This is a genomic window from Acetobacterium sp. (assembly GCF_041752335.1).
In the GTDB taxonomy this organism is placed as follows: domain Bacteria; phylum Bacillota; class Clostridia; order Eubacteriales; family Eubacteriaceae; genus Acetobacterium.
Genome location: NZ_JBGSHG010000004.1, coordinates 127,836 through 149,803 on the forward strand (window position 1 = coordinate 127,836; position 21,968 = coordinate 149,803).

Annotated in this window: 18 protein-coding genes; all 18 read right to left on the reverse strand. The window is 43.3% G+C overall.

All coding sequences use genetic code 11. The features are described from left to right. Positions 1-170: 170 nt before the first annotated feature. On the reverse strand, positions 171-3,905 hold the full coding sequence (gene addA, locus ACEW8F_RS01015) for a helicase-exonuclease AddAB subunit AddA (RefSeq protein ID WP_373481608.1): 3,735 nt from the start codon (positions 3,903-3,905) through the stop codon (positions 171-173). Then, the gene (locus ACEW8F_RS01020) at positions 3,889-7,251 is read right to left on the reverse strand and encodes a PD-(D/E)XK nuclease family protein (protein ID WP_373481609.1); all 3,363 of its coding nucleotides are present in this window, start codon (positions 7,249-7,251) and stop codon (positions 3,889-3,891) included. Before ACEW8F_RS01020 ends, addA begins: the two co-directional genes overlap by 17 nt. 316 nt (positions 7,252-7,567) lie before the next feature. Continuing rightward, entirely contained in the window at positions 7,568-8,578 is a 1,011-nt protein-coding gene (trpS, locus tag ACEW8F_RS01025; protein ID WP_373481610.1) for a tryptophan--tRNA ligase, read from the reverse strand. 80 nt (positions 8,579-8,658) lie between these two features. Continuing rightward, positions 8,659-9,498 (reverse strand): glutamate racemase, encoded by an 840-nt coding sequence (locus ACEW8F_RS01030; RefSeq protein ID WP_373481611.1) that lies wholly within the window; start codon positions 9,496-9,498, stop codon positions 8,659-8,661. Beyond that, complete coding sequence (locus ACEW8F_RS01035) at positions 9,476-10,069, reverse strand: xanthine phosphoribosyltransferase (protein ID WP_373481612.1); 594 nt, start codon at positions 10,067-10,069, stop codon at positions 9,476-9,478. Before ACEW8F_RS01035 ends, ACEW8F_RS01030 begins: the two co-directional genes overlap by 23 nt. A 133-nt stretch (positions 10,070-10,202) precedes the next feature. Next, on the reverse strand, positions 10,203-12,281 hold the full coding sequence (fusA, locus tag ACEW8F_RS01040) for an elongation factor G (RefSeq protein WP_373481613.1): 2,079 nt from the start codon (positions 12,279-12,281) through the stop codon (positions 10,203-10,205). Between the two features lie 99 nt (positions 12,282-12,380). Then, the gene (locus ACEW8F_RS01045; RefSeq protein WP_373481614.1) at positions 12,381-13,133 is read right to left on the reverse strand and encodes a SigB/SigF/SigG family RNA polymerase sigma factor; all 753 of its coding nucleotides are present in this window, start codon (positions 13,131-13,133) and stop codon (positions 12,381-12,383) included. Next, positions 13,123-13,536, reverse strand: a complete 414-nt coding sequence (locus tag ACEW8F_RS01050; protein ID WP_373481615.1) for an ATP-binding protein — start codon at positions 13,534-13,536, stop codon at positions 13,123-13,125. Before ACEW8F_RS01050 ends, ACEW8F_RS01045 begins: the two co-directional genes overlap by 11 nt. Before the next feature lie 24 nt (positions 13,537-13,560). Beyond that, entirely contained in the window at positions 13,561-13,881 is a 321-nt protein-coding gene (locus ACEW8F_RS01055) for an STAS domain-containing protein (protein WP_373481616.1), read from the reverse strand. A 160-nt stretch (positions 13,882-14,041) separates the two neighbouring features. After that, positions 14,042-14,398: a DUF948 domain-containing protein gene (locus ACEW8F_RS01060; protein WP_373481617.1), complete on the reverse strand. Its 357-nt coding sequence runs from the start codon at positions 14,396-14,398 to the stop codon at positions 14,042-14,044. Between the two features lie 16 nt (positions 14,399-14,414). After that, positions 14,415-14,795 carry a YtxH domain-containing protein gene (locus tag ACEW8F_RS01065; RefSeq protein ID WP_373481618.1) on the reverse strand — a complete coding sequence of 127 codons (381 nt, stop codon included), beginning with the start codon at positions 14,793-14,795 and terminating at the stop codon, positions 14,415-14,417. A 97-nt stretch (positions 14,796-14,892) separates the two neighbouring features. Continuing rightward, complete coding sequence (locus ACEW8F_RS01070) at positions 14,893-15,156, reverse strand: HPr family phosphocarrier protein (RefSeq protein ID WP_373481619.1); 264 nt, start codon at positions 15,154-15,156, stop codon at positions 14,893-14,895. A gap of 25 nt (positions 15,157-15,181) precedes the next feature. Then, entirely contained in the window at positions 15,182-16,918 is a 1,737-nt protein-coding gene (gene ptsP / locus ACEW8F_RS01075) for a phosphoenolpyruvate--protein phosphotransferase (RefSeq protein WP_373481620.1), read from the reverse strand. An 18-nt stretch (positions 16,919-16,936) separates the two neighbouring features. After that, the gene (recR, locus tag ACEW8F_RS01080; RefSeq protein ID WP_373481621.1) at positions 16,937-17,542 is read right to left on the reverse strand and encodes a recombination mediator RecR; all 606 of its coding nucleotides are present in this window, start codon (positions 17,540-17,542) and stop codon (positions 16,937-16,939) included. Between the two features lie 7 nt (positions 17,543-17,549). Beyond that, entirely contained in the window at positions 17,550-17,894 is a 345-nt protein-coding gene (locus ACEW8F_RS01085; protein WP_373481622.1) for a YbaB/EbfC family nucleoid-associated protein, read from the reverse strand. An 81-nt stretch (positions 17,895-17,975) separates the two neighbouring features. Next, positions 17,976-19,712 carry a DNA polymerase III subunit gamma/tau gene (gene dnaX / locus ACEW8F_RS01090; RefSeq protein WP_373481623.1) on the reverse strand — a complete coding sequence of 579 codons (1,737 nt, stop codon included), beginning with the start codon at positions 19,710-19,712 and terminating at the stop codon, positions 17,976-17,978. A 135-nt stretch (positions 19,713-19,847) separates the two neighbouring features. Then, complete coding sequence (locus ACEW8F_RS01095) at positions 19,848-21,245, reverse strand: hypothetical protein (protein WP_373481624.1); 1,398 nt, start codon at positions 21,243-21,245, stop codon at positions 19,848-19,850. 141 nt (positions 21,246-21,386) lie between these two features. Then, the coding region (locus ACEW8F_RS01100; RefSeq protein ID WP_373481625.1) for a BMC domain-containing protein at positions 21,387-21,968 on the reverse strand (582 nt) is incomplete at its 5' end.

Here is a 21,968-nt window from a genome sequence, read left to right on the forward strand (position 1 = left end):
AAATTTGATCATTTGCGTTGCCATTGAATATTGATCGGCTAAAGCGTCAGGTCAAAAGCCTGACTGTAGTTTGACGTCGTATGCGCCTAAGCTTAAACATGGTCGTTTTTAATATTTTACCATGTTTTAATTAAGAAAACACCCAATCACTGTTAAAATAATTCATCCTATCACTGGATGCTGATATTTTCTTTCATGGTAATCAGCCCGATTATTTTTTCCTTCACCGGGATACCGGTTAATGCAGTGAGAGCCTTGGCATAAAGATTGATCTGAATCGCGTAGCCACTAATTATTTCCTCCCGCAGACGAGCGTCTTTAAAATAATCAGTCTTATAGTCGATAATGACCCATTGGTGGTCTTCCATAAAGGCACAGTCAATGATCCCCTGAACGATAATCTTTTCTGAAATATCGACCCATTCCGCCCGAATCTCAGCCGGTGCGTAGCCATAGTTAAAGGGAATTTCCCGCCTGATTTTTTCGGCTGATAACAGCCTGATCCCCAGGGGTGAGGTATAAAAGCTGATCAGTTTATCAACGCTGATGGTTCGGGCCAGTGCTTCTGGCAGAAATTCTTTTTGGATCAGCGCTTCAATCTGGTGGGCCAGATATTTTTCCAGAAACAGCGGCAAGGCTGACTGGCCATTATTTAGCAATTCGTCCCGGATTGGTTTTAAATCGACCACTTCCATTAACAGATGGAGCGCCGATCCCCGTTGGGCAGCGGTGAAATCAGTCTGTTTTTGTTCTAGAAACTTGGGCTTCTCCTGCTTCTTTGAAAGCGTTCTGATTTTTTCCTGTTGATCAGACCCCTCCCCTTTTTGATACTCTTTGATTTCGGTAACACTCATCTTACTGGGAAGTTCGTTCTCCGCTTTGGCCGGATAGCGAAAATCCAGCCGCTGCTGAATGGCCGCCCGGTCAGCTTGTGAAATACTGATTGTGGGCTTTTCCGGTACTGCTTCAGGGTTCTCGCTCCCCTCGTCGCTCTCTGATAACGCCTCAGCGCTGTCCCGCTGCTCTTCCAGATCCCGCTTGTCAGTAAACTGATCAGCCTGATGGTAAGCAATGTTGAAATCTGCCAACTCCAGATTGCTCTGCGCCGGATCGCGGCCAGCCAATACGCCCATCATCACCCAGTCAAGCAAGCTGGCAGCATTGAGGAGGTGGTACTCGTCGGGCTCGTTATACCATTTTTGCCAGGCTTTATCGCGGTTTTTAACCGTTCCGACAATCACCAGTTTTTCCTCGGCTCGAGTCATCCCCACATAAAGCAGCCGCATTTCTTCAGAGAGCATTTCGATATTGCTTTGCGCCTTGCAGACTTCTTTAGCCAGGGAATTATGCTTATACCGTTTTTCCAGATTGACATAGTCAGGACAGATTCCCAAATCCTTATGGAATAACACCTGCGCGTAATTGCTACGCTTGTTAAAACCTTTCCCGGCACCAGTAAGAATTACGATCGGAAACTCCAGCCCCTTGCTTTTATGGATCGTCATCAGCCGTACCACTGCCTCATGATTGCTGACCATCGCTGGCGGTGAAATATCCTGTTTGTGTTTTTTCATGTTTTCGACAAAGCGGATGAATTGATACAGTCCTTTTAAAGTTGATTTTTTATAGTCCCCGGCTCGCTTCAACAAGATTCGCAAATTGCACTGCCGCTGTTCGCCGCCAGGAAGGGCGCCGACAAAGGCGTAATAGCCGGACTCCAGATAGATTTTCCAGAGAAAATCTTCCACCGCCATCAGCTTGGATTGATACCGCCAAGCAGTCAGTTTTTGATAAAAGCCGCCCAGTTTTTGGGACAGTTCATCGCCCTCTTCCCGACAATAAGCTTCCACCGCCTGATAAAAGAATCCCTGGGGATGGGCAATCCGCAGCCGGGTACATTCGGTGGTGCTAAAATTGCCGATCGGCGAAGTCATAATACTCAACAACGGCAAATCCTGATGCTGGTTATCCATCAGGTTCAGCAGGTTTAAAATCATCGTGATTTCCAGCGATTCGTAGTAATTGGTGCCGCCATCAAAATAGGTGGGAATCCCCATTTCACTAAACACCTTGAGATAAACATCCCCTCTTCCGGCAACACTCCGCATCAGCACCCCAAAATCACCATAGTTAATGGCTCGCTCCTGATTATGGCGGGTATCAAAAAAAGTTGTTCCCACCAGCGACTGAATTTGATTGGCGACAAACCGGGCTTCAACTTCGACTGCGGTTAGATCTTCACGGTCATCTTCGTCAAAAGCCTGAAGATCACCGGCATCCGCTTCCTTTTTTTGCTCTTCAATGATATGGATTTCGGTTTTTTGATAGGCTCCTTCGTGGGGCAGACCCTTATTGAGCCGAGCCTGTTCGTCATAATTAATTTCCCCCAGCCCGGTGCTCATGACCTTCTCAAAAATGGCATTGACGCTGTTGATCACCCCCTGCGCGGATCGGAAATTCTGATTGAGAGTGACCAGACAGTTATTGGGGTTTTCATCCTTGCCAAAGCTTTCATACTTGCCGATAAAGATGGTTGGATCGGCCAGCCGAAACCGGTAGATACTCTGTTTAACATCCCCGACCATAAAATAATTATTATCCCGCACAATCCGCTGCAGGATCGTTTCCTGCATTTCATTGGTGTCCTGATATTCGTCCAGAAAAATATAGCGATAGCGGGCGCGAACCTCATCGGCTACTTGTGGATCCATTAGAATTTTAAGGGTCAGCTGTTCCAGGTCATTGTAATCGACCAGGTTTTTCTGGGCTTTTTTGGCCTGAAAGGCGGTCCAGAATTTCTGCGTCAGTATCACCAGATCGGCCATCGGTTTTTGTAGATCATTCAGCTCCTGCACCATTTCATCGATATTGATGGCAAAACGTTTCTGCAGTTTGGCGATACTGGTCTTGGCTTCATCCCGATATTTTTTGATCTGCTCATTACGTTCCTTATCCTCTTTGGCCGCCCCTTTGAAGCGCTCGTAACTCAGGGTTTTCAAGGTTTCCAGCCCCTGCACCAGATCGTCTCGGATTACTTTTTCCAGTGCTTCCAGCATCAGCACTTCGCTTTTCATCTGCTCATGAGTTTTCTCAAAACCCCCAGCAGCGCTGATGTCACTGGCTTTGATGGCCGAATCCAGGGCGCCCTGAAGCTCTGTTTCAATGATTTTTTTTAAGGAGTTTCCCCACACCGAGGCTTCCAGGCTTTTTTGATCACAATCAAACAGCGCCAAGGCCTGGTGGCTCCAACTTTCGGGGTTGGGTTGAGTGGCCAGAAAGCGATACAAGGTTTCGACCGTGTCTTTTAAGGCCTGATCATTCTTATTGCCGCTGTATTTTTCGATCAGATCCAGAAAATCAATGGCCGGTTCGTTATTTTTCTGATTTTTTTCCGGGTTCTGATCCGGTTGTTCCGGGTTGTTTTGAGCATTATTTTCCTGGGCGCTATTTTTCATGGTGATGGCCTGCTGGTATTCGTCTTCAAAAACCTCTTCCAGGGTCTCTTTGAGCATCAGCGCGATTTCGGTATCATTGCCAATGGCAAAGCCGGGATCGATGTCACCCTTATGAAAATACTGACGTAAAACGCTGAGGCAAAAGGAATGAAGAGTGGAAATCGAAGCGCCCCCTAAAATATTCATCTGCTTCATTAAAAAGCTGCGATCATTTTCGGGGTTTTCCAGTTCCCGAGCCAGAGCCTGACTGAGACGATTTTTCATTTCTCCGGCGGCGCCCCGGGTAAAGGTCAGAATCAGCAGCTCATCGACGCCCACCTTTTCTTCTCGGATAATCCGAATAATCCGCTGGATCAGCAGGGCTGTTTTACCTGATCCGGCAGCGGCTGAAACCAGCATGTTGGTTTCCCGGTTTTCGATTGCTTTTAACTGATCACTGGTCCATTTCATTGGTTACACCTTCCTGGATTAATGTAAAAAACTGTTCTTTCTTCATCGTTGCGTTAAGCACCTCATAACCACCGCGGGTGATCGCGTCATCAAACTGGCAGATACCCTTGTAATCACAATACTGACAAGCATAGTCATGGCCTTTTTTATAAGGCCTAACTTTAATATCGCCCTCATAAATGTTTTTGATCTGCCGAACCACGGTTTTACGGACATAGTCAATGATACCCGCAAATTCCTCTCGATTCAGCTTAAATTCCGATCGGTAAACCGGTAGAATATCCGATGTTTTGGCGTCGGCGTCATGATCCATGGCGGCAATAACCATTTCGTCGTCCAGCAGCAGACCATTGAGTTTAAAGGACTTATTAATGGCCGCCAGAACATTTTCGCCAAAATCCAACCGCGGCATCGGGTCATCGACATAAAAGTAGAAGGTTCCCCCCGGCAGGATATCCTCGGCATCAATAACTGTCATAGCCCCATCCAGATACACCAGCAATTGCAGCGAAAGGCCATAATAGATATCATCATAGCTCAGTTTCTTACTGCCCGTTTTATAGTCGATCACCTTGACCCAAGTATGACCGTCTTTTTCATAGAGATCCAGCCGGTCGATTTTCCCATAGATCTTGACCTCGCCCAGTTTTGCATCCGGCAGGCTGATCTCCTGTTCAAAGCTGAACTCGGTGGCCTGGGGTTCAAAATCCCCGGCACATAGCTGCTGTACCAGGATATCAATGGACTTTTTACCGACCCGTTCCAGTTTTTTTCCCAGGTACTGATTTTGTCCGGTGCTGTTAAAGACGTTGGTTTTTATCTGTGGCAGACAGCTTTCCATTACCCCTTCCAGCAAGGTATCGCGCTGATTTTTAGGTAGGGTGCGCAGATCCAGTTTTTGGTCATGGACTTCCCGAAAAAAGCCGTCGATCAGTTCATGGAGCAGGGTGCCGATTTCTGGGGCAGCAATATTATAAATAGGCCGGCTCTCGGGTTTTAAGCCGTATCTGACATAATGGGAAAAGGGGCATTGGCGGTGGGTTTCCAAGCGGGTAATACTGGTACGTAGGTTTTTTCCGTAAAGAACAGCAGCTTCCGCACCGGTCATGGCCTGAGAAACCCCGGAATAGTTCAGAGCTTCAGTCAGATTGCCGATCATTTGCTGGTAATCCGGGTTGTTTTGATACCAGTCTTGTACCGCTGCCCACAAGGCCTCTTCCGGCTGTCGCTCCGAACCGGCCTGGGCTTGGCTATTACGAAGATGGCTGACCAGATGCCAGAGGGTCGCATCGGGCGTGCTAAGGGTATTCCAGAATGCTGCCACCCCATCATTAAGGGTTGATAAAATATCGATCGTCGGAAAGATCCCCACAATCTGGCTCAGCAGAATGCTGGGCTGCTGGCTATTGCCTTCCATGTCGGCTAAAGCCCAATGGAGAGCCAACTGGGATTTAGGCTTGGTTAACAGATCATAAACCAGAAACCGTTCCTGATCCATTTGAAAACTGCGATTGTTTTGCAGCCGGATCTGGTGAGCGCCGAGAATCTGCCGTTCCAGATCTGAGAAAAGGTTAGGCTCACTGCCCGTCCCCGGGATTTTCCCTTCGTTTAAACCAAAGACAATCAGTACCTCAAAGGCCGAGCTGCGGCTCCTGCGTAAATCGGTGATGCTAACATAATCCCGGTAGGGCGGAATGATTCCCAGACGATAGCCCTGAAAGCCACTTTTTAAAATCCGCAGGTATTCTTCACTGGTCACTTCATCATTTCCCATGGTTTCGACAATCTGATCAAAGACTTCCATCAGGATATTCCAGATCTGGTGATAGATTTCCATGGCTTCATAGTTACCGGCTTGTGAAAGCTGTTCCACCAGGGCATCTATTTTTTCCGGGGTTTTAATCACCACTAAAAATTCATAGAGCGCTCTGGTATAATCCTGACAGCTTCGGCCGGTCTTGAGCTCGGCTTTGAGCCGGATTAGCGGGGTCATCAGTTTAATCCGCAGCGCATTAAGGCTATCCAGATCCAGAGCCGGATTCTGGCTGACTTTGGTGAATTCCTTTTCCCATTGTTTTCCGCGGATCCCAAACTCCAGGGCATAATTTTCCAGATCTTCACATTCTGACAAGGTAATCGGTGAAAATCCGGTTTTCACAAAACCGAAAACATCATCGAGCCGGTAATTATTCTGGATCGCCTCCAACGCTGTTACGACTGCTTCGACCAGATGGTTATCCCCGATGGCACGCAGATCATCCATAAAATAGGGAATCTGATACTGGGCAAAAATACGCTTGATGATGCTGCCGTATTCGTCCAGATCTCCGGCCAAAACCACGATATCCCGAAAGGACAGCTTTTCTTCCCGAATCAGCTTAAGAATCTGGCGGGCGCCCATTTCTACCTCTTCCCAGGTATTCTGGCATTGGGTCAGACTGATTTGATTGACTTCTTGTTGGTATTCCAGCTTGGGATAGGCAAAGAGATTAGCCTCCAGATGAGTCAGCTCCAGACTTTTTTGCTTTTGTTCATTTTGCCGGGAAAGCTTTTCCAGTTTAAATGAAGCCTGCGCTCTGGCACCAATTTCTTTGAGGTTGTCCATGGTGTTGGCCGTTAGTTGAAAAACTTCCTGATCACGTGCTGTCGGATCGGGATCCCAGGGTAGGGCTATGTGGATTTCTTTGACCGTTTCCAGCAGATTTTCAATCATGCGGTAATCCTGGGCTGAGAAATTCTGAAAACCATCCATCCAGATTTCGCTATTCTGCAGAAATTCTGCCGTTGGTATTTTCTCGCAGACAAAATTGCGAAAGTCTTCTTCATCTTTACGATCATTTCCCAACAATTCCTGAAAATGAGTATATATTTTGATCACATCCCCCAATTTCTGAGGCATGATTCCCTGATTCAAGGTCTTTCTGGTTGCTTCCAAATTTTCCGGGGCAATCTCATTCTGCTTAAGTTCACCAATCAGATCCGAAATACTGATCAGAAAGCCGGGCTTTTTAACGCTGGAACGATAAATAGTCAGTTCTTCCTGAATATCCCCCAGAGTTTTTTGGAGCAGCATATTTTTCCCGTGGCTGTCCATATAGGTCTTGGTAAGCCCGCCGGTTTCCTGAAGCACCCGGTTCCCCAGTCGTTTGGGACTCAATACTTCCACGTTCAGCAGCCCGGCCAGTTGATTGGCTTTGATCAGCGCTTCTTCGGCACCGAGGGTAAACTGTTCCGGAACCATTAAATAGAGTTTTACTTTACCCGCAGAAAGCGCCGCACCGATCTGGTGATAAACCGCCTCACTCAAAACCTGAGATTGTCGGCCCACGATCATTGTAATTCCCATCCGTTTTTCCTTTCTCAATTTTCACACCACTAATTATCCGCTATTTTAAAAAATCACCATCCCTTTTTAAAAGATGGTGATCAAAACTGTCGATAGAGACACGTAGTACCGATAATTGTTACATCATGTTGTTTGCTTCAGAGCGGACACGGCAGAGCCTGTCCGATTCTGCGTGCAGGCAACGAGCCAATCACAAGCTTGCTTGTAGTTGGCGACTGCCCGCGACCAATGCGAAAGGAGCTTAGCGGATTTCGCATGGTGCAGCAAACAACAGATTAACAATTGGTCGGTACGGCAACATCACATCGAACCCTTATTATACGGTCACAAAGCCAACTTTTTTACGCACCTTTGACAGAGTTTTCCAGGCAATCTGGGAAGCCTTTTCGGCATGAACATGCATGATCTGTTCCAGATAAGCCTTTTCACCCAACAACCGGTGATACTCATTTTGCACCGGCAGCAGCGTATCAGCGACGGTTTCGCCGACGGCCAGCTTGAAATCGCCATAGCCCTTGCCATCAAATTCCCGGGTGATGTCATCCAGGCTTTTTCCGGTGGCACAGGAATAGATTTCCATTAAATTGGAAACCCCAGGTTTTTCTTCGCGGTTATGATAAACGGCCATATCCGAATCGGTGACCGCTCGTTTAAACTTTTTGACAATTGTTTTGGAGTCATCCAGCAATGAGATAAAGGCATTGGTGTTTTCATCCGATTTGGACATTTTCCGTCCCGGTTCTTGAAGACTCATAATGCGGGCTCCGGATTCGCCAAAATAAGCTTCTGGCACCTTAAACACATTACCAAAATTCTGATTAAAACGAATGGCGATATCCCGAGCTAGTTCCACATGCTGACGCTGGTCATTGCCCACTGGCACTAAATCAGTTTGATAAAGCAGTATATCCGCAGCCATCAAGACTGGATAGTCAAAAAGACCAACCCGGATATTTTCACCCTGTTTTTGAGATTTATCTTTAAATTGGGTCATCCGGCTGAGTTCGCCCATATAGGTTGAACAGTTTAAAATCCAGGCCAGTTCCGAATGCTCGGGCACCATCGATTGAACATAAAGAATCGATTTTTCGGGGTCGATACCCAGGGCTAACAGCAGCGCAATGGATTCATTGGTTCGTCTGCGTAGTTCGGCCGGCTTTTGAGGCATGGTGATGGCATGAAGATCCACCACACAGAAAAGACTACGGTAATCCTCCTGCATCTTTACCCAGTTTTTCATCGCGCCAAAATAATTGCCGATGGTAAAGGTTCCCGATGGCTGGATGCCACTATATACTATTTTTTTTACTGGTGCTTCTGTTGTCATAGCTACTCCTTATTCTAATGGCTGTTCATTCTATGTTTATATCAACAGCCATGATCTTTTTTAAACCACACTTAGCTGGTTTATGGTAATTTCAATTCTGTCATTTCCAGAGAATAACAATCGATTTCCAATTCTTTGATCATCCGTTCGAAAATATCATAATCGGCGGTGGTGAGAATTTTGGTGCGTCCCACTTCGTCCTGAGTGTTGAAATAGTCAAACTCGGTCAGGTGTTTGTTTAATTGCCGGACCAGGCCATTGGCCGGGTTGATCAGCTCAAGTTCTGGGTACATCTGCCGGATCGTTACCGACACAATCGGAAAGTGAGTACACCCCAGTAACAGTTCTTCGATGACGATGCCTTTTTTGATGCCCTTTAATAAAATCGGTTCAACGGCTTCTCGGATATTGTTTTTCAAAATTTTCAAATCACCCTGGCCATCGTTGATCACCTTGGCCAGAGTATGGGTTCCCTGGGCGATGTATTCGACCTCTTTGGTCCAAAGCTCCAGTTCTTTTTCATAGCCGCGGTTTTTAACCGTTGCCGTGGTGGCAATCAGCCCCACCAGGCCCCGGTCCCGCCAGTTGAGGGTTTCCTGGACGCCGGCTTCGATGACACTAAACAGCGGCACCCGGGCGCTCAGTTCGACAATCAGGGAAGAAAGGGTGTTACAGGCTAAAACCACGGCTTTAACCCCTCTATTTTCCAGATCGCTGATAATGGTATTGGCCAGCATGATTAATTCATCATTTTCCCGCTCACCATAGGGCATTCGCATCGAATCGCCAAAATAGAGATAATTTTCATTGGGCAGTCGGTCTTGAAGTGCTTTCAGTACGGTAAAACCACCGATGCCCGAATCGATGACGCCAATGGGTCCATTGTTGTCCATCTGTTCACTTCTTTCCTGATTGATCACGGAAGGTTATTCCTTTTTCCTCACTCATGTCGTCAATGATTGCCAAAGATTCCAGCGCGATTCCTTGCTCACGGATTATCGCCCCACCATCTTGAAATCCTTTTTCAATGGCAATACCCACACCCACCAGGGTGGCACCGGCCTGATTGATCAAATCAATTAAAGCTTCGACTGCCTTGCCATTGGCCAGAAAATCATCGATAATTAAAATACGATCTGTCGGACTTAAATATTTTTTTGATACCATAATTTTATAGGCCTGTTGTTTGGTATAGGAATAGACATCACTGGAATAGATTTCCTCGTCTAAATTTAATGATACATATTTTTTTCCAAAAACCACCGGACAATAGTCAAAATATCTGGCTGTACTGGTTGCAATGGCAATTCCTGATGTCTCGATGGTCAGGATTTTGTTGACTCCCTCTCCGGCAAAGCGTTTGGCAAAAGCCTTTCCCATTTCTTCAAATAGTTCCACATCCAACTGGTGATTTAAAAAAGAATCCACCTTGAGGATTCCCTGGCCTTTGACACGACCTTCTTGTCTGATTTTTTTTTCTAATAATTCCATTGACTGCTCCTTCGTATCCTAATCGAATTATTATAACATACTCTTATGGATTTGGACAACCACGATTCCGCTCTGCTTCGTCGCAGAAAGAAAGGCGGGAATTTCTTCCCGCCTTTCTTTAAAGTCAGCTCTATTATTCTTTTTCTTTTTGTGCTGCGGCAATGACTTTTTCTGAAATAATCATTGGAGCTTCTTCATAGCGGACAAATTCCATAGCGAATTCGCCTCTGGCCTGGGTCATGGAACGCAGTTCGGTGGCATATTTAAACATTTCTGCCAAAGGTGCCTCCGCCAGAATTCGCTGTTTTCCACCTGATGCTGATTCCATACCCATAATTCGACCGCGTTTTTTGTTTAAATCGCCCATGATATCGCCCATGTACTCTTCGGGTACGGTGATATCAATGTGGTAGATGGGTTCCAGGATTACTGGTGCTGCTTCCTTCATACCTTTTCGGTAAGCCGCTGTGGCTGCCATTTTAAAGGACATTTCATCAGAATCCACGGCATGATAGGAACCATCATATAGAGTCGCTTTAACACCAGTGACGGGATAGCTGGCCAGAACTCCTTCAATCATACATAATTCAAGTCCCTTTTCAACAGCGGGAATGAAGTTCCGGGGTACTGCGCCACCGACTACCTTATCGACAAACTGGAATGGTGCATTGGGATCACTTCCCGGTTCAAAATCAATCCAGACATGACCAAACTGACCGCTGCCGCCTGATTGTTTTTTGTGTTTTCCTTCTGCGGTTGCTTTTTTCTTAATGGTTTCCCGGTAGGGAACCTTCATATCAACCAGATTAACATCAACGCCAAATTTCTGTTTCAGTTTTTGGGAAATAATTTCCAGATGCATTTCGCCCAAACCAGATACCAGGGTTTGCTTGGTTTCCTTATTGCGGCTCACCGTCATGGTTGGATCTTCTTCCACCAATCGATGCAGGCCGGTGGCCAGTTTATCAATATCAGCCTTGGTTTTTGGTTCAATGGCCATGGCAATAATTGGTTTTGGTAATTCAATTTTATCATAAACAATCGGTGCCTTGACACTGGTTAAGGTATCCCCGGTAACCGTATCATTTAACTTGGAAAACGCTCCGATATCTCCTGCTTCCAGTTTTTCAACCTCAATCTGTTTATTACCTCTGAGGACATAAATATGATTGGCTTTTTCTTTGACTTCCTGCGTTGCATTATATATTTCTACGGAATGATCCAGAACCCCTGACATAACTTTAAAGATCGACAATTTTCCCACATAGGGGTCAGCAATCGTTTTAAATACAAGTGCTGAAAAAGGTTCGCTGTTACTGCATTTCCGTTCGATTTCTTTTTTATCCAGGGGATCCTTACCCACCTCAAACTTGCCTTCTCCAGGTGACGGAAGATACTCGATGAGCATATTTTCGAGCGTTTCAACCCCGATGTTCTGAGTTGCTGAGGTACATAATACCGGTATCAGTTCGCCATCGATAACCCCTTTGCGAATGCCGCTATGGATTTCATCCCGGGTTAACTCTTCACCTTCAAAATATTTTTCCATCAGGCTCTCGCTGGTCTGAGCAACTGACTCCATGATCATGTCCCGATAGGGTTCCAATTCTGCTTTCATTTCGTCGGTGATGGCTACATCAAAACAACGATTCTCTTTTCTCTCGCTACCAGTCATATCGACGATGTTAACAACACCATTCATTTCTTCGCCCTCACCCATTGGTAATTCAAAGGGCACGACCTTATTGCCAAAGGTTTCTTTTAATTCGTCCATAACCTTGGCAAAGGTGGCGTTTTCTCTGTCCATCTTATTAACAACAATAAATGCCGGAACATTTGCCTTTTCTAAAAGTTCAATGGCTTTTTCGGTTCCAACCTGAACGCCAGACAGTGCATCAACGACGATAACAACTGCATCAGCCACCCGAAGTGCCGCAAAAGCGTCCCCAATAAAATCAAAATAACCTGGCACATCAATAAGATTGATCTTATGTCCCCCAAATTCTAAAGGAATAATAGATGATGAAATTGAAAACTTTCGTCTTTTTTCTTCTGGATCAAAGTCCGATAGGGTATTTCCCTCGTCAATTTTTCCCATACGATCAACGGCACCTGCATTAAATGCCAATGCTTCAGTCAAGGTTGTTTTTCCGCTCCCACCGTGACCTAGTATAAGAATGTTACGGATGTTCTTTGTTGGATACGTTTTCATGCTGTTTCCCCCTCGCTTATTTTGCCAATGATTTAATTGGTTTTTTTGGTATAAGGCTATTTTATAATATTTCTAAAAAATAATCTACAAAAAGATTTATTATAGATCCTCTTTTATTTTTTTCATCACTTTTTTTTCAATTCGCGACACCGTCATCTGGGATTTATTAATATATTCTGCCACTTCTTTTTGTGTTTTACCCCGGAAAAACCGTTGTTCCACAATAATCCGTTCAACCGGATTAAGCGCTTGAATTTTTTGCTTTAAAAGATCAATGTTTTCTACATTTTCCATGTTGTTATCCAGGTTTCCCAATAAGTCCATCAAACTGACCTCCTGGCCATCCTGATTGCTTTCGTATTCCATCGATAGTGATTTGGGATAATAGGCATTGCTGCTTTCCATGGCTTTGATGATGCTTTCCTCTGAGATCTCCAGATAAACAGCAATTTCAGAGATGGTTGGCGACCGCATCAGCTTGTGTTCCAGGGTTGTCCGGGTTTGATTAATTTCCCGATTGAGATCCTGAACCTTCCTAGGGATTCGGATCAGCCATTCCCGATCCCGGTAATAACGTTTAATTTCGCCAATAATTGTAGGTGTAGCAAAGGTATCAAACTCATAGCCGCGACTGACATCAAACCGCTCCACCGCATACATTAAGCCTAAGCAGGCAACCTGAAAAATATCTTCATTATCTCCACTTTTATGCCCATATTTGCGTGACAGAATTTTGGGTATATAAAGATAATTTTCAATAATTAAGTCTCTTAAGTCCCGATCCCTTGTTTCTTCGTATTCGGCAAATAACTTTTTGATATCTTCTTTACTGATTTTTCGCTCATACTTCATGGGTCGTCGATAGGTTCTTAATCATGGTAATTGAGGTTCCGGATCCTCTCTCACTAATAATTTCCACCCTATCCATTAGTGATTTGATGATAAATAAACCAAAGCCACCTAATTGTTTGCCATTAAGATCAGGCATCGCCACTGACTCCGGTTCAAAACCAACACCTCGATCGGTTACCGTAAAGACCAATTTCTGATGCTCCACAACATAGGTTAAATCATAGGTTGTATCTGGATTCTTACTGTGGTTCAAGGCATTTGTACAGGCCTCAGATACGGCAACCTTCAGATCTTCCACATCGCCAATGGAAAAGCCCATATTATTTGCTACTGACGCAATTGTAAGACGTGCCAAGCTGACATATTCTGGTTTAGTTGGTAGTGTCAGTTTTATACTATCCATTCTTTTTTCCTCTTCTCAATTTGCTTAGTTAACAGGATTGTCGACAATTTCAATTATTTTATCGACCCCGGTAAGGGATAATAGCTTTTTAATATTGGGCCGCGGATTCATCATGATAATCCGTTGTCCCATTTCTTTTGATTTGTTTCGCAACTCGATTAAAACACCCATACCGGTGCTGTCCATATAGGATAACTCGGAACAATCCAAAATAATTTGCGTTGCCTGGGTCATAATTTCTTTTTCAATTGACGCTCTGAATTTTTCAATGGAATAAATGTCGATTTCGCCTTTAATACTGACCATACTGGTTTTTCCCGTTTCAATTATGTTATTGCTGTTCATAAAATCTCCATTTCACAATTAATCTGTTTGAAAAGAAAGCTTTTGTATTCACTGAGCTTTCATTTCGCAGGCGGTCGCCAACTGCCGGCCTTCTCATAAATCCAAAACTAGACCCAATGAGGTGTTCACCGTCATTGGGCCTAGGGCTGAAATCCACGGCCTATATCTTATCGTTTCTATTCCTGGTTTGAAAAACTCCCAAGCCTTTTTTTAATACCGATGCGGCCTTTACCACTGGATCAATTACATCTTTTTTGATGGTATTTAGCGCCAATTCAACCTCATCCACCATCATACTGGACTTATCCGCAATATGTGCAGTCGATTTGGTAATATCATCAGCGTTTTCCATAATACTGCGAAGCGCCAGACGATTGTCTTCCATAAGCTTCGTGGTTGTGTCAAAGGTTGCTGCCAGACTTTTAAACAGCTTAACCAGATAAACCGTTCCGACCACAAAAGCAACCCCTACTAATAACAGCGCTAGTTCCCACAAGCTAAAATTTAACGTAATCATTTATAGCATCCAATCCTTACGCTTCTTCTTTATCAGCAACTTCAGATTCTTCAGATAATTCTGTTTCTTCTTTTTCAAGGGCTTCCAGTTCTTCGTTTAAATCAGCAATATCCTGTTCAACTTCATCTTGAATTTCCTGAATTTTGCTTTCGATCTGGTTTTTGTATTCATTAACACGTTCTGTAAATTGCTCTTGCATGTCCTGGAATTGTTCTTTGAGATTTTCACCATATTCTACGGCTTGATCATAGGCATTGCCTAAGGCTTCTTCAGTGCCTTCAGCAAGTTTTTTCCGGGTTTGCTCGCCAGCATCTGGTGCCAATAACACCCCTAGCGTCCCGCCGATGATGGTTCCCAGAAAAAGTCCGCCAACAAAATATAATTTGCTACTGCTCATTTTAAATTCCTCCATTCTTCATTGTGATATTTACTATATTTTACCTCAAAATACCCTTAATTAACAGATATTTATTTTATTTTTTATTTCAAAGAAACTATTCGCCAAATTTATCATTGATTAATTGCACCAAGGCATCTACTGCTTCGGTTTCATCGTCGCCTTCAGCCTGAATTTCGATGGTTGTTCCCTGTGAAATCCCGCCGGCCATAATGCCCATAATACTTTTTGCATTAATCGAGTTTCCCTCTTTTATCACGAATATCTTTGATTTGAATTTACCCGCTGTTTGAACAAACATGGACGCCGGACGAGCATGTAAACCGGTTGCATTTAATACTGTAACTTCTTTTTTTACCATTGTAATTCCTCCTAATTATTCTTTTTTAAATATTTAAATTCAATTTCTTCATTGAGTCTTGAATAAAATCCATTATTTCCTCACCGGTTTCCATATCAAGCGCAGCGTCCGCAATATTTTTTGCATCTTCATAACGAACACTACGAATGATCTTTTTAATCTGGGGAATTGAAAGGGCACTCATGCTGAATTCATAGAGACCCAATCCTAACAGCAGCACGGCTGCTAAAGGATCTCCTGCCATTTCACCGCACATCCCCGAGAAAAAGGTTTCTTTCTTGTCAGCTACGGTTGCCGTAACCTGTTTAATCAGACGTAAAATCGCGGGATTAAACGGATCATACAGATAGGACACTTCCTGATTCATTCTGTCCACCGCCAGGGTATACTGACAGAGATCATTGGTGCCGATGCTGAAGAAATCCACCTCTTTCGAAATAATATCGGCGGCAATGGCTGCCGAAGGAATTTCAATCATCACCCCTATCTTAACACCTTTATCATAGGGTAGTTGTTCTTTATCCAGTTCTTTCATACAATCCATAAGGATGGCTTTTGCCTGCCTGACTTCGGTAATTGATGAAATCATCGGGAACATGATATGGGCATGTCCATAAACGCTGGCTCTTAAAATTGCCCTGAGCTGAATTTTGAACAAACCGATTTCTTTAAAACAAAGCCTTATTGCCCGTAAGCCCAAAAATGGATTCAGTTCCTCATCCATTGGTAAATAGGGCAACTTTTTATCGCCACCAATATCCAGGGTTCGAATAATTACTGGTCCATTGGGAAAAGCTTCCAACACGGAACGGTAAGCAGCAAACTGCTTTTCCTCACTGGGCATCACATCACTATTCATGTACAAAAATTCAGTTCGATAGAGTCCAACCCCGACTCCACCGTTCTTCAACACGCCGACCACATCGTTTGGCTCGCCGATATTTCCGACTAATTCAACTTTTCTACCATCCAACGTAATGGCATCTAAATCTTTGAGTTCTTCCAATTCTTTTAGATAATCTAGATATTTCTGTTTATCTTTTCCGTAAGATTCTAATTGTTCATCCGTAGGATTAACGCACACCTTGCCAGTCAGTCCGTCAACGACCATCAAATCTCCGGTTTTAACCGTTTTAGTGATATCACATAAACCGAGAACTGCTGGTATTTCAAGACTGCGTGCCATAATGGCCGTGTGGGATGTTCTGCTTCCGATATTGGTTGCAAAACCCATCACCCGCTTTTTATCCATCTGTGCTGTATCCGATGGAGTCAGATCGTCGGCAATGATAATTACATCATCATCCAAACTTGACAGATCGGCCTGAACGATCCCCTGAATATTATGAAGCACCCGGGTACCCACATCTTTAATATCAGCTGCCCGGGCACTGAAATACGGATCGTCCATCTGATCAAAGATATCATAAAACCGGTCAGTGATGATCTTAACCGCATAATCGGCTCCCAAATGATTGTCATTGATTTCTGTTTCGACGCCTTCCACGAATTCCGGATCATCGAGAACCATGGCATGGGCCTCAAAAATGGCAGCTTCTTCTTCACCAAGCTCACTGACGGCTTTAATTCGAATCGTTTCCAATTGTTCATGGCTTTTTTGAATAGCATTCTGGAATTTAACGATTTCTGACTTGGTGTCTTCAATTTTATTCTTGTTTACTTCAACCAGGATTTTTTCATAAACAAGTGCTTTAGCAATAACAATACCAGGTGAAGCAATAATTCCTTCTTTAACAAACATCTTTAATTCTCCTTTTATTTAAAGGTTTAGCTCATTTCTTCCTTCAAAGGCTTTAATTAATGTGATTTCATCTGTATACTCAAGGTCCGCGCCGATGGGAATTCCCTTAGCCAAACGGGTCACCTTTACGCCAAGTGGACTGATCAGGTTGCCTAAATACATGGCTGTGGCTTCGCCTTCGACGGTAGCATTTGTTGCCATGATAACTTCTTTTATGTCGCTTTCGCCAATCCGAAGTAGTAGTTCTCGGGCTTTGATGTCCTGGGGGCCAATACCCTCCAGCGGTGAGATGGCGCCATGAAGAACGTGGTACAGCCCGTTGTATTCTCTGGTTTTTTCAATTGCGAAAATATCCCGGCTGGTTTGAACCACGCAGATGGTTTGCTGATCCCGCTTTGGATTCTCACAAATATCACAAATTTCTTTATCGGTAATTGTAAAACATTTCTGGCACAAGACAATTTTTGATTTCGCTGATATTAATGCCTCGGAAAGACTCGATATTTCTTCATCTGTAAGGTTGATAATGTGAAAGGCTAACCGTTGAGCTGATTTTTCTCCGATGCCTGGCAGTTTTCCCAACTCCAGAACCAACCGCTCAAGGGTTTTTGGGTAATAGCCCATCGATGGCCTACATTAACCCCGGTATATTCATGCCACCGGTAATTTTTCCCATTTCGGTATTGACCATGTCCTCTGCTTTAACAAGAGCCTCATTGACAGCCGCCAGCACCAGGTCTTCAAGCATTTCAATGTCATCTTCGTCAATTACTTCCGGATCAATCTTGATCGACAAGATGGCCTTTTTACCGGTAGCCACGACTTTAACAGCTCCCCCGCCGGCTGTCGCTTCAACTTCCCGCTCTTCCAGTTCTTCCTGTAATTTCGCCATATCTTGTTGCATTTTCTGCACTTGTTTCATCATATTATTCATGTTTCCGCCGCCCATTCCGGCCGGCAATTTTCTTTTTGCCATTCTGTCCTCCAATAGTTTACTATTCTTAATAACTTTATTATTATAACACTAATGGTCAATGGATATCACTATCTTTTTAACCTAATTTTTTAGTTTATCATCGGTTTTGATTACTTTTACAGCCTCGTCATTGACGATTCGCAGGGTTTTTTCGACCAAATCAAGTTCATTGAAATTTTCTTCTTCCAATTTAATTGCAACAGTAATGGGTTTTCCTGTCTTCTGAAGGAGCACCGTTTCGAAGCCTTTAATCAACTCTGGTTTATTAACAAACTGGTAAAAGTTCTTGTTTTCCACAGAATAAACAATTGACAGGTGTCTCTCATCCTCGAGTGCCGGCTCCCCGCGTTTTAGAAACATCGCCTGACCGGAGTTTGTTTTTCCTATTTCATCGCAGAGCATTTTAAAGAACCTCATTTCATCATGACGACTACCAGTGTTCGATATTCTATCTGCTATTGGTGAACTTACCGTTTTTTCCTGGCTAGATAGTTCTAACTCGTCTTTACTTTCAGACATCGTTTTAAAGTCTTCAACATCTAGTGAGAATCGCTCCTCTTCCTGATCTTCAAATTCGGTTTCTAATCGGCTGTTATCAATCAACTGTTTATCTGATGAAACTGTTTCAATCGACGGTTTGCTCTGGATGTTCATTGATGGTAAAGGCGTTCTCGCATTTTTTGGTGTGCCTATCTCTGCCATCGTAGTTGAAAGTGGCAATTGATCTCCCAGGCAAATTTTTAACAGCGCCATTTCCACTATAATTCCCTGAAGACTGCTGTATTTCAGTTTATTCTTTTCATCAATGAGTTGACTGATCATTTGATATAATTGATTAAATGTCAGCTGCTCACTTAATTCTTCATAGGCTGCAAAATCCTCAATGGTACATAGTAAAATTTCTTTAGCCGTCTCTTTTGCGGTTTTCGCAATCAGAATCCCCCGCATAAATTCGATTACCTGATCCATTAATAAGATATTATCTTTTCCATTGCTGACCAACTCTCTTAAGCAAGTTAAAACACCGGCGCTGTCGTGAGAAATGATCCGTTTAATTAAGTCACAGACACTTTGTTTGTCTGCCATTCCAGTAAATGCCAGCAGATCACTGAAAGCTACACTTCCAGTTTCATCTTTAAGATCAATGATTTGATCTAATAAACTGAGGGAATCCCGCATTGAGTTTTCCCCCCGGGTTGCGATAAAATCATAGCTTTCCTCAGACATATTCACCTGGATATCCTGACAGATTTTTTTCATCTGTTTGATAATTAAATCTTTAGGGATTGGACGAATTTCATAGCGTTGACATCGGGACAAAATCGTCACTGGGCACTTATTTGGTTCTGTGGTGGCCAGTATAAAGACGGCGTGTTCTGGAGGTTCTTCAAGGGTTTTTAATAAAGCATTAAATGCTTCCTTGGTTAGCATATGAACCTCATCAATAATATACACCTTATACTCGCCCACTGTTGGCGGGTATTTTATTCGTTCCCGAATTTCACGTATTTCGTCTACCCCGCGATTGGATGCACCGTCTATTTCGATGATATCCATAACTCCAGGGCGATCTATTTTGAGGCAAACATCACATTGATTACATGGATTTCCATCAATACCATTGGGACAATTAATGGCCTTGGCGAATATTTTTGCCAAGGAGGTTTTACCTGTTCCTCTTATCCCTGAAAACATGTAGGCATGTCCGATTCGATTATATTTAATTTGATTTTTCAGTATTCGATTAATACTGTCCTGACCCACAACCTCGTCGAAAGTTTGCGGCCGATATTTTCGATAGAGCGCTAAATATGACATAGTTCCCTCTTTATCCTGTACTTTTAATAGTTTTATTATATTACAATCTTAATTAATTGTATAGCCGAAAACATCTAACTGACCAGGGGTTATTGATATAAAAAAGAAGCTCCTTAGCAAAAGGAGCTTCTTCTTTTATAATAGGTGAAATGGCAAATCTTTTTCTTTTTTTGCTTTTTTTACCTGTTCTTTTTCAGCATGAGCTTTCTTTCTTCTTTCAGCAATTTCGGCGCGCACTTTCTTTTCTTTTGCAATTGCACGCTCAACAGCCTTAGCAGTAATCTCTTCCAGTTCTTTGGCTTTCTTTTTAACTTCACTACGATAATGATCTTCAACTTCAATTTTGCTTTTTACAAGTTCTTCAGCTTCTTTTTCTTTGACTAGCTCAACTTGTTTTGTTTCTTCCTGTTCTGTCTTCCGCCTTTCTTCCTGCTTATCATGCTTCTCTTCAGCCTTTTGTCTAAGCGTATCGGCTTCTTCCATAACTTTTTTATGAACTTTATCGATCAAAGCTTTCGATTTCTGTTTTACTTCTTTTGTTTTAATAATCGTTTCAGCGTGCTCCTGTGCACTCGTCCGGGCTTTTTCCAATAAGAGCTCCGATTTAATTTTAACATCCTTGATCTTTTTCAATTCAGCAGCTTCTGATTTAGCTCTTTCGTGAACTTTTCCTAAAAGCGCCTTTGATTTTTCTGCTATTTCTTTCGCTTTTTTGTCGGCTTCAGCTTTCCCCTGAGCAGCTATTTTTGCCAATTCCTTTTCTTTTTGTTTCGCTGCCTCAGCGACTGCTTTTGCTTTTAATTCAGCTTCTTTCTTTGCCTTGGCTTCCGCTTCCTTCTTCGCTTTCACTTCTGCCGCTGCCTTTGCTTTGGCTTCTGCTTCTGCCTTGGCTTTGGCTTCTGCTTCTTTCTTCACTTTTGCTTCTGCCTCTGCCTTTGCTTTTGCTTCTGCTTCTGCCTTTGCCTTTGCTTTTGCTTTTGCTTCTGCCTTCGCTTTGGCTTCTGCCTCTGCCTTCGCTTTAGCTTCTGCCTCTATCTTCGCTTTTGCTTCTGCCTCTGCCTTCGCTATTGCTTCAGCTTCTGCCTTTGCTTTGGCTTCTGCTTCTGCCTTTGCTTTGGCTTCTGCCTTTGCTTTGGCTTCTGCTTCTGCCTGCGCTTTTGCTTCCGCCTTGGCTTTAGCTTCTGCTTCTTTCTTTGCTTCTGCTTCCTTTTTCGCCTTGGCTTTGGCTTCTGCCTTGGCTTTGACTTCAGCTTCTTTCTTTGCTTTCGCTTCCGCTTCATCTTTCTCATCTGCTTCTGTTTTTACCTGGGCATCCACATATGTTTTAGCTTTATTCATTTCCTGGGGATTGTTGTCACTTAAATCTTCGGCATTTTCCTCTTTACCCACGATCACTCTGCCAACCTTTTTTATAAAATCATCCAATTTTCCCACTTCTTCATTCCCCACTTCACTTGAATTCGATGTATCCAAACTACTTTGAATAGCTGTGTCTTTTATTAATTGTGATTTAGGTTTACTTTTTCGAGCCATGACAATCTCCTTTATATGACGTAGTGTCGTTCTATTTTTTATAAATGGCCTTGGAGCATTTATAAAAAATAGAAATTTGATGTATAAAAAACAAATGACCGAAGCCATTTGTCTTTTATACATTTAAATTTTCATCTTTTGTTAAAACAATATTTTTGCAATATCCTTATGCGGAGATGCAATAACAGAATAGCTCGTAATGAGATTTGATTCTGCCATCTCTGTTTGAGCCGTTTGAATGGCCATTTTAACAGAAGAAATTTCACCAGTGATTAATACAAAGCCTTTTCCACCCAAGCCTCTAGCAATTCGAATTTCTAGGAGTTCTACGTTTGATGCTTTCGCACAAATATCTCCGATCAAAATTGAAGAAATAGCATTAATCGTTTCAACAATACCAATAGATTTCACATCACCAATCTCTCCAGCACCTAACATGGCTGGTAAAACATCGGGGTGAATATTCGGTATAACGTGAGACTCTAACATATGGATACCACCCACATGTGCCCCATTCTTTATTGACGCCTCGACGGCTCCCACATCTCCAGCAATAATACTGACGTATTTCCCAGGACATAAAGGTGATGCCATCAGCAGCTCAACATTTGCGGATTTCAGCATTTCATCAGTGGATTCTATACCAACTGGAATGCTCTTAAATTCCATAAAACCAACTGCTTTTTTCAAAATACCACTTCTTTCTATACTGTGAATGTTTAA

Bases quoted from the DNA above. Each gene is read 5' to 3' on its own strand.
- ptsP (WP_373481620.1), bottom strand. From the start codon at position 16,918: ATGTTTGTTAAAGAAGGAATTATTGCTTCACCTGGTATTGTTATTGCT.
- ACEW8F_RS01085 (WP_373481622.1), bottom strand. From the start codon at position 17,894: ATGGCAAAAAGAAAATTGCCGGCCGGAATGGGCGGCGGAAACATGAAT.
- ACEW8F_RS01095 (WP_373481624.1), bottom strand. From the start codon at position 21,245: ATGGCTCGAAAAAGTAAACCTAAATCACAATTAATAAAAGACACAGCT.
- recR (WP_373481621.1), bottom strand. From the start codon at position 17,542: ATGGGCTATTACCCAAAAACCCTTGAGCGGTTGGTTCTGGAGTTGGGA.
- ACEW8F_RS01055 (WP_373481616.1), bottom strand. From the start codon at position 13,881: ATGAACAGCAATAACATAATTGAAACGGGAAAAACCAGTATGGTCAGT.
- trpS (WP_373481610.1), bottom strand. From the start codon at position 8,578: ATGACAACAGAAGCACCAGTAAAAAAAATAGTATATAGTGGCATCCAG.
- fusA (WP_373481613.1), bottom strand. From the start codon at position 12,281: ATGAAAACGTATCCAACAAAGAACATCCGTAACATTCTTATACTAGGT.
- ACEW8F_RS01070 (WP_373481619.1), bottom strand. From the start codon at position 15,156: ATGGTAAAAAAAGAAGTTACAGTATTAAATGCAACCGGTTTACATGCT.
- addA (WP_373481608.1), bottom strand. From the start codon at position 3,905: ATGAAATGGACCAGTGATCAGTTAAAAGCAATCGAAAACCGGGAAACC.
- ACEW8F_RS01060 (WP_373481617.1), bottom strand. From the start codon at position 14,398: ATGATTACGTTAAATTTTAGCTTGTGGGAACTAGCGCTGTTATTAGTA.
- ACEW8F_RS01020 (WP_373481609.1), bottom strand. From the start codon at position 7,251: ATGGGAATTACAATGATCGTGGGCCGACAATCTCAGGTTTTGAGTGAG.
- ACEW8F_RS01065 (WP_373481618.1), bottom strand. From the start codon at position 14,795: ATGAGCAGTAGCAAATTATATTTTGTTGGCGGACTTTTTCTGGGAACC.
- dnaX (WP_373481623.1), bottom strand. From the start codon at position 19,712: ATGTCATATTTAGCGCTCTATCGAAAATATCGGCCGCAAACTTTCGAC.
- ACEW8F_RS01050 (WP_373481615.1), bottom strand. From the start codon at position 13,536: ATGGATAGTATAAAACTGACACTACCAACTAAACCAGAATATGTCAGC.
- ACEW8F_RS01045 (WP_373481614.1), bottom strand. From the start codon at position 13,133: ATGAAGTATGAGCGAAAAATCAGTAAAGAAGATATCAAAAAGTTATTT.
- ACEW8F_RS01035 (WP_373481612.1), bottom strand. From the start codon at position 10,069: ATGGAATTATTAGAAAAAAAAATCAGACAAGAAGGTCGTGTCAAAGGC.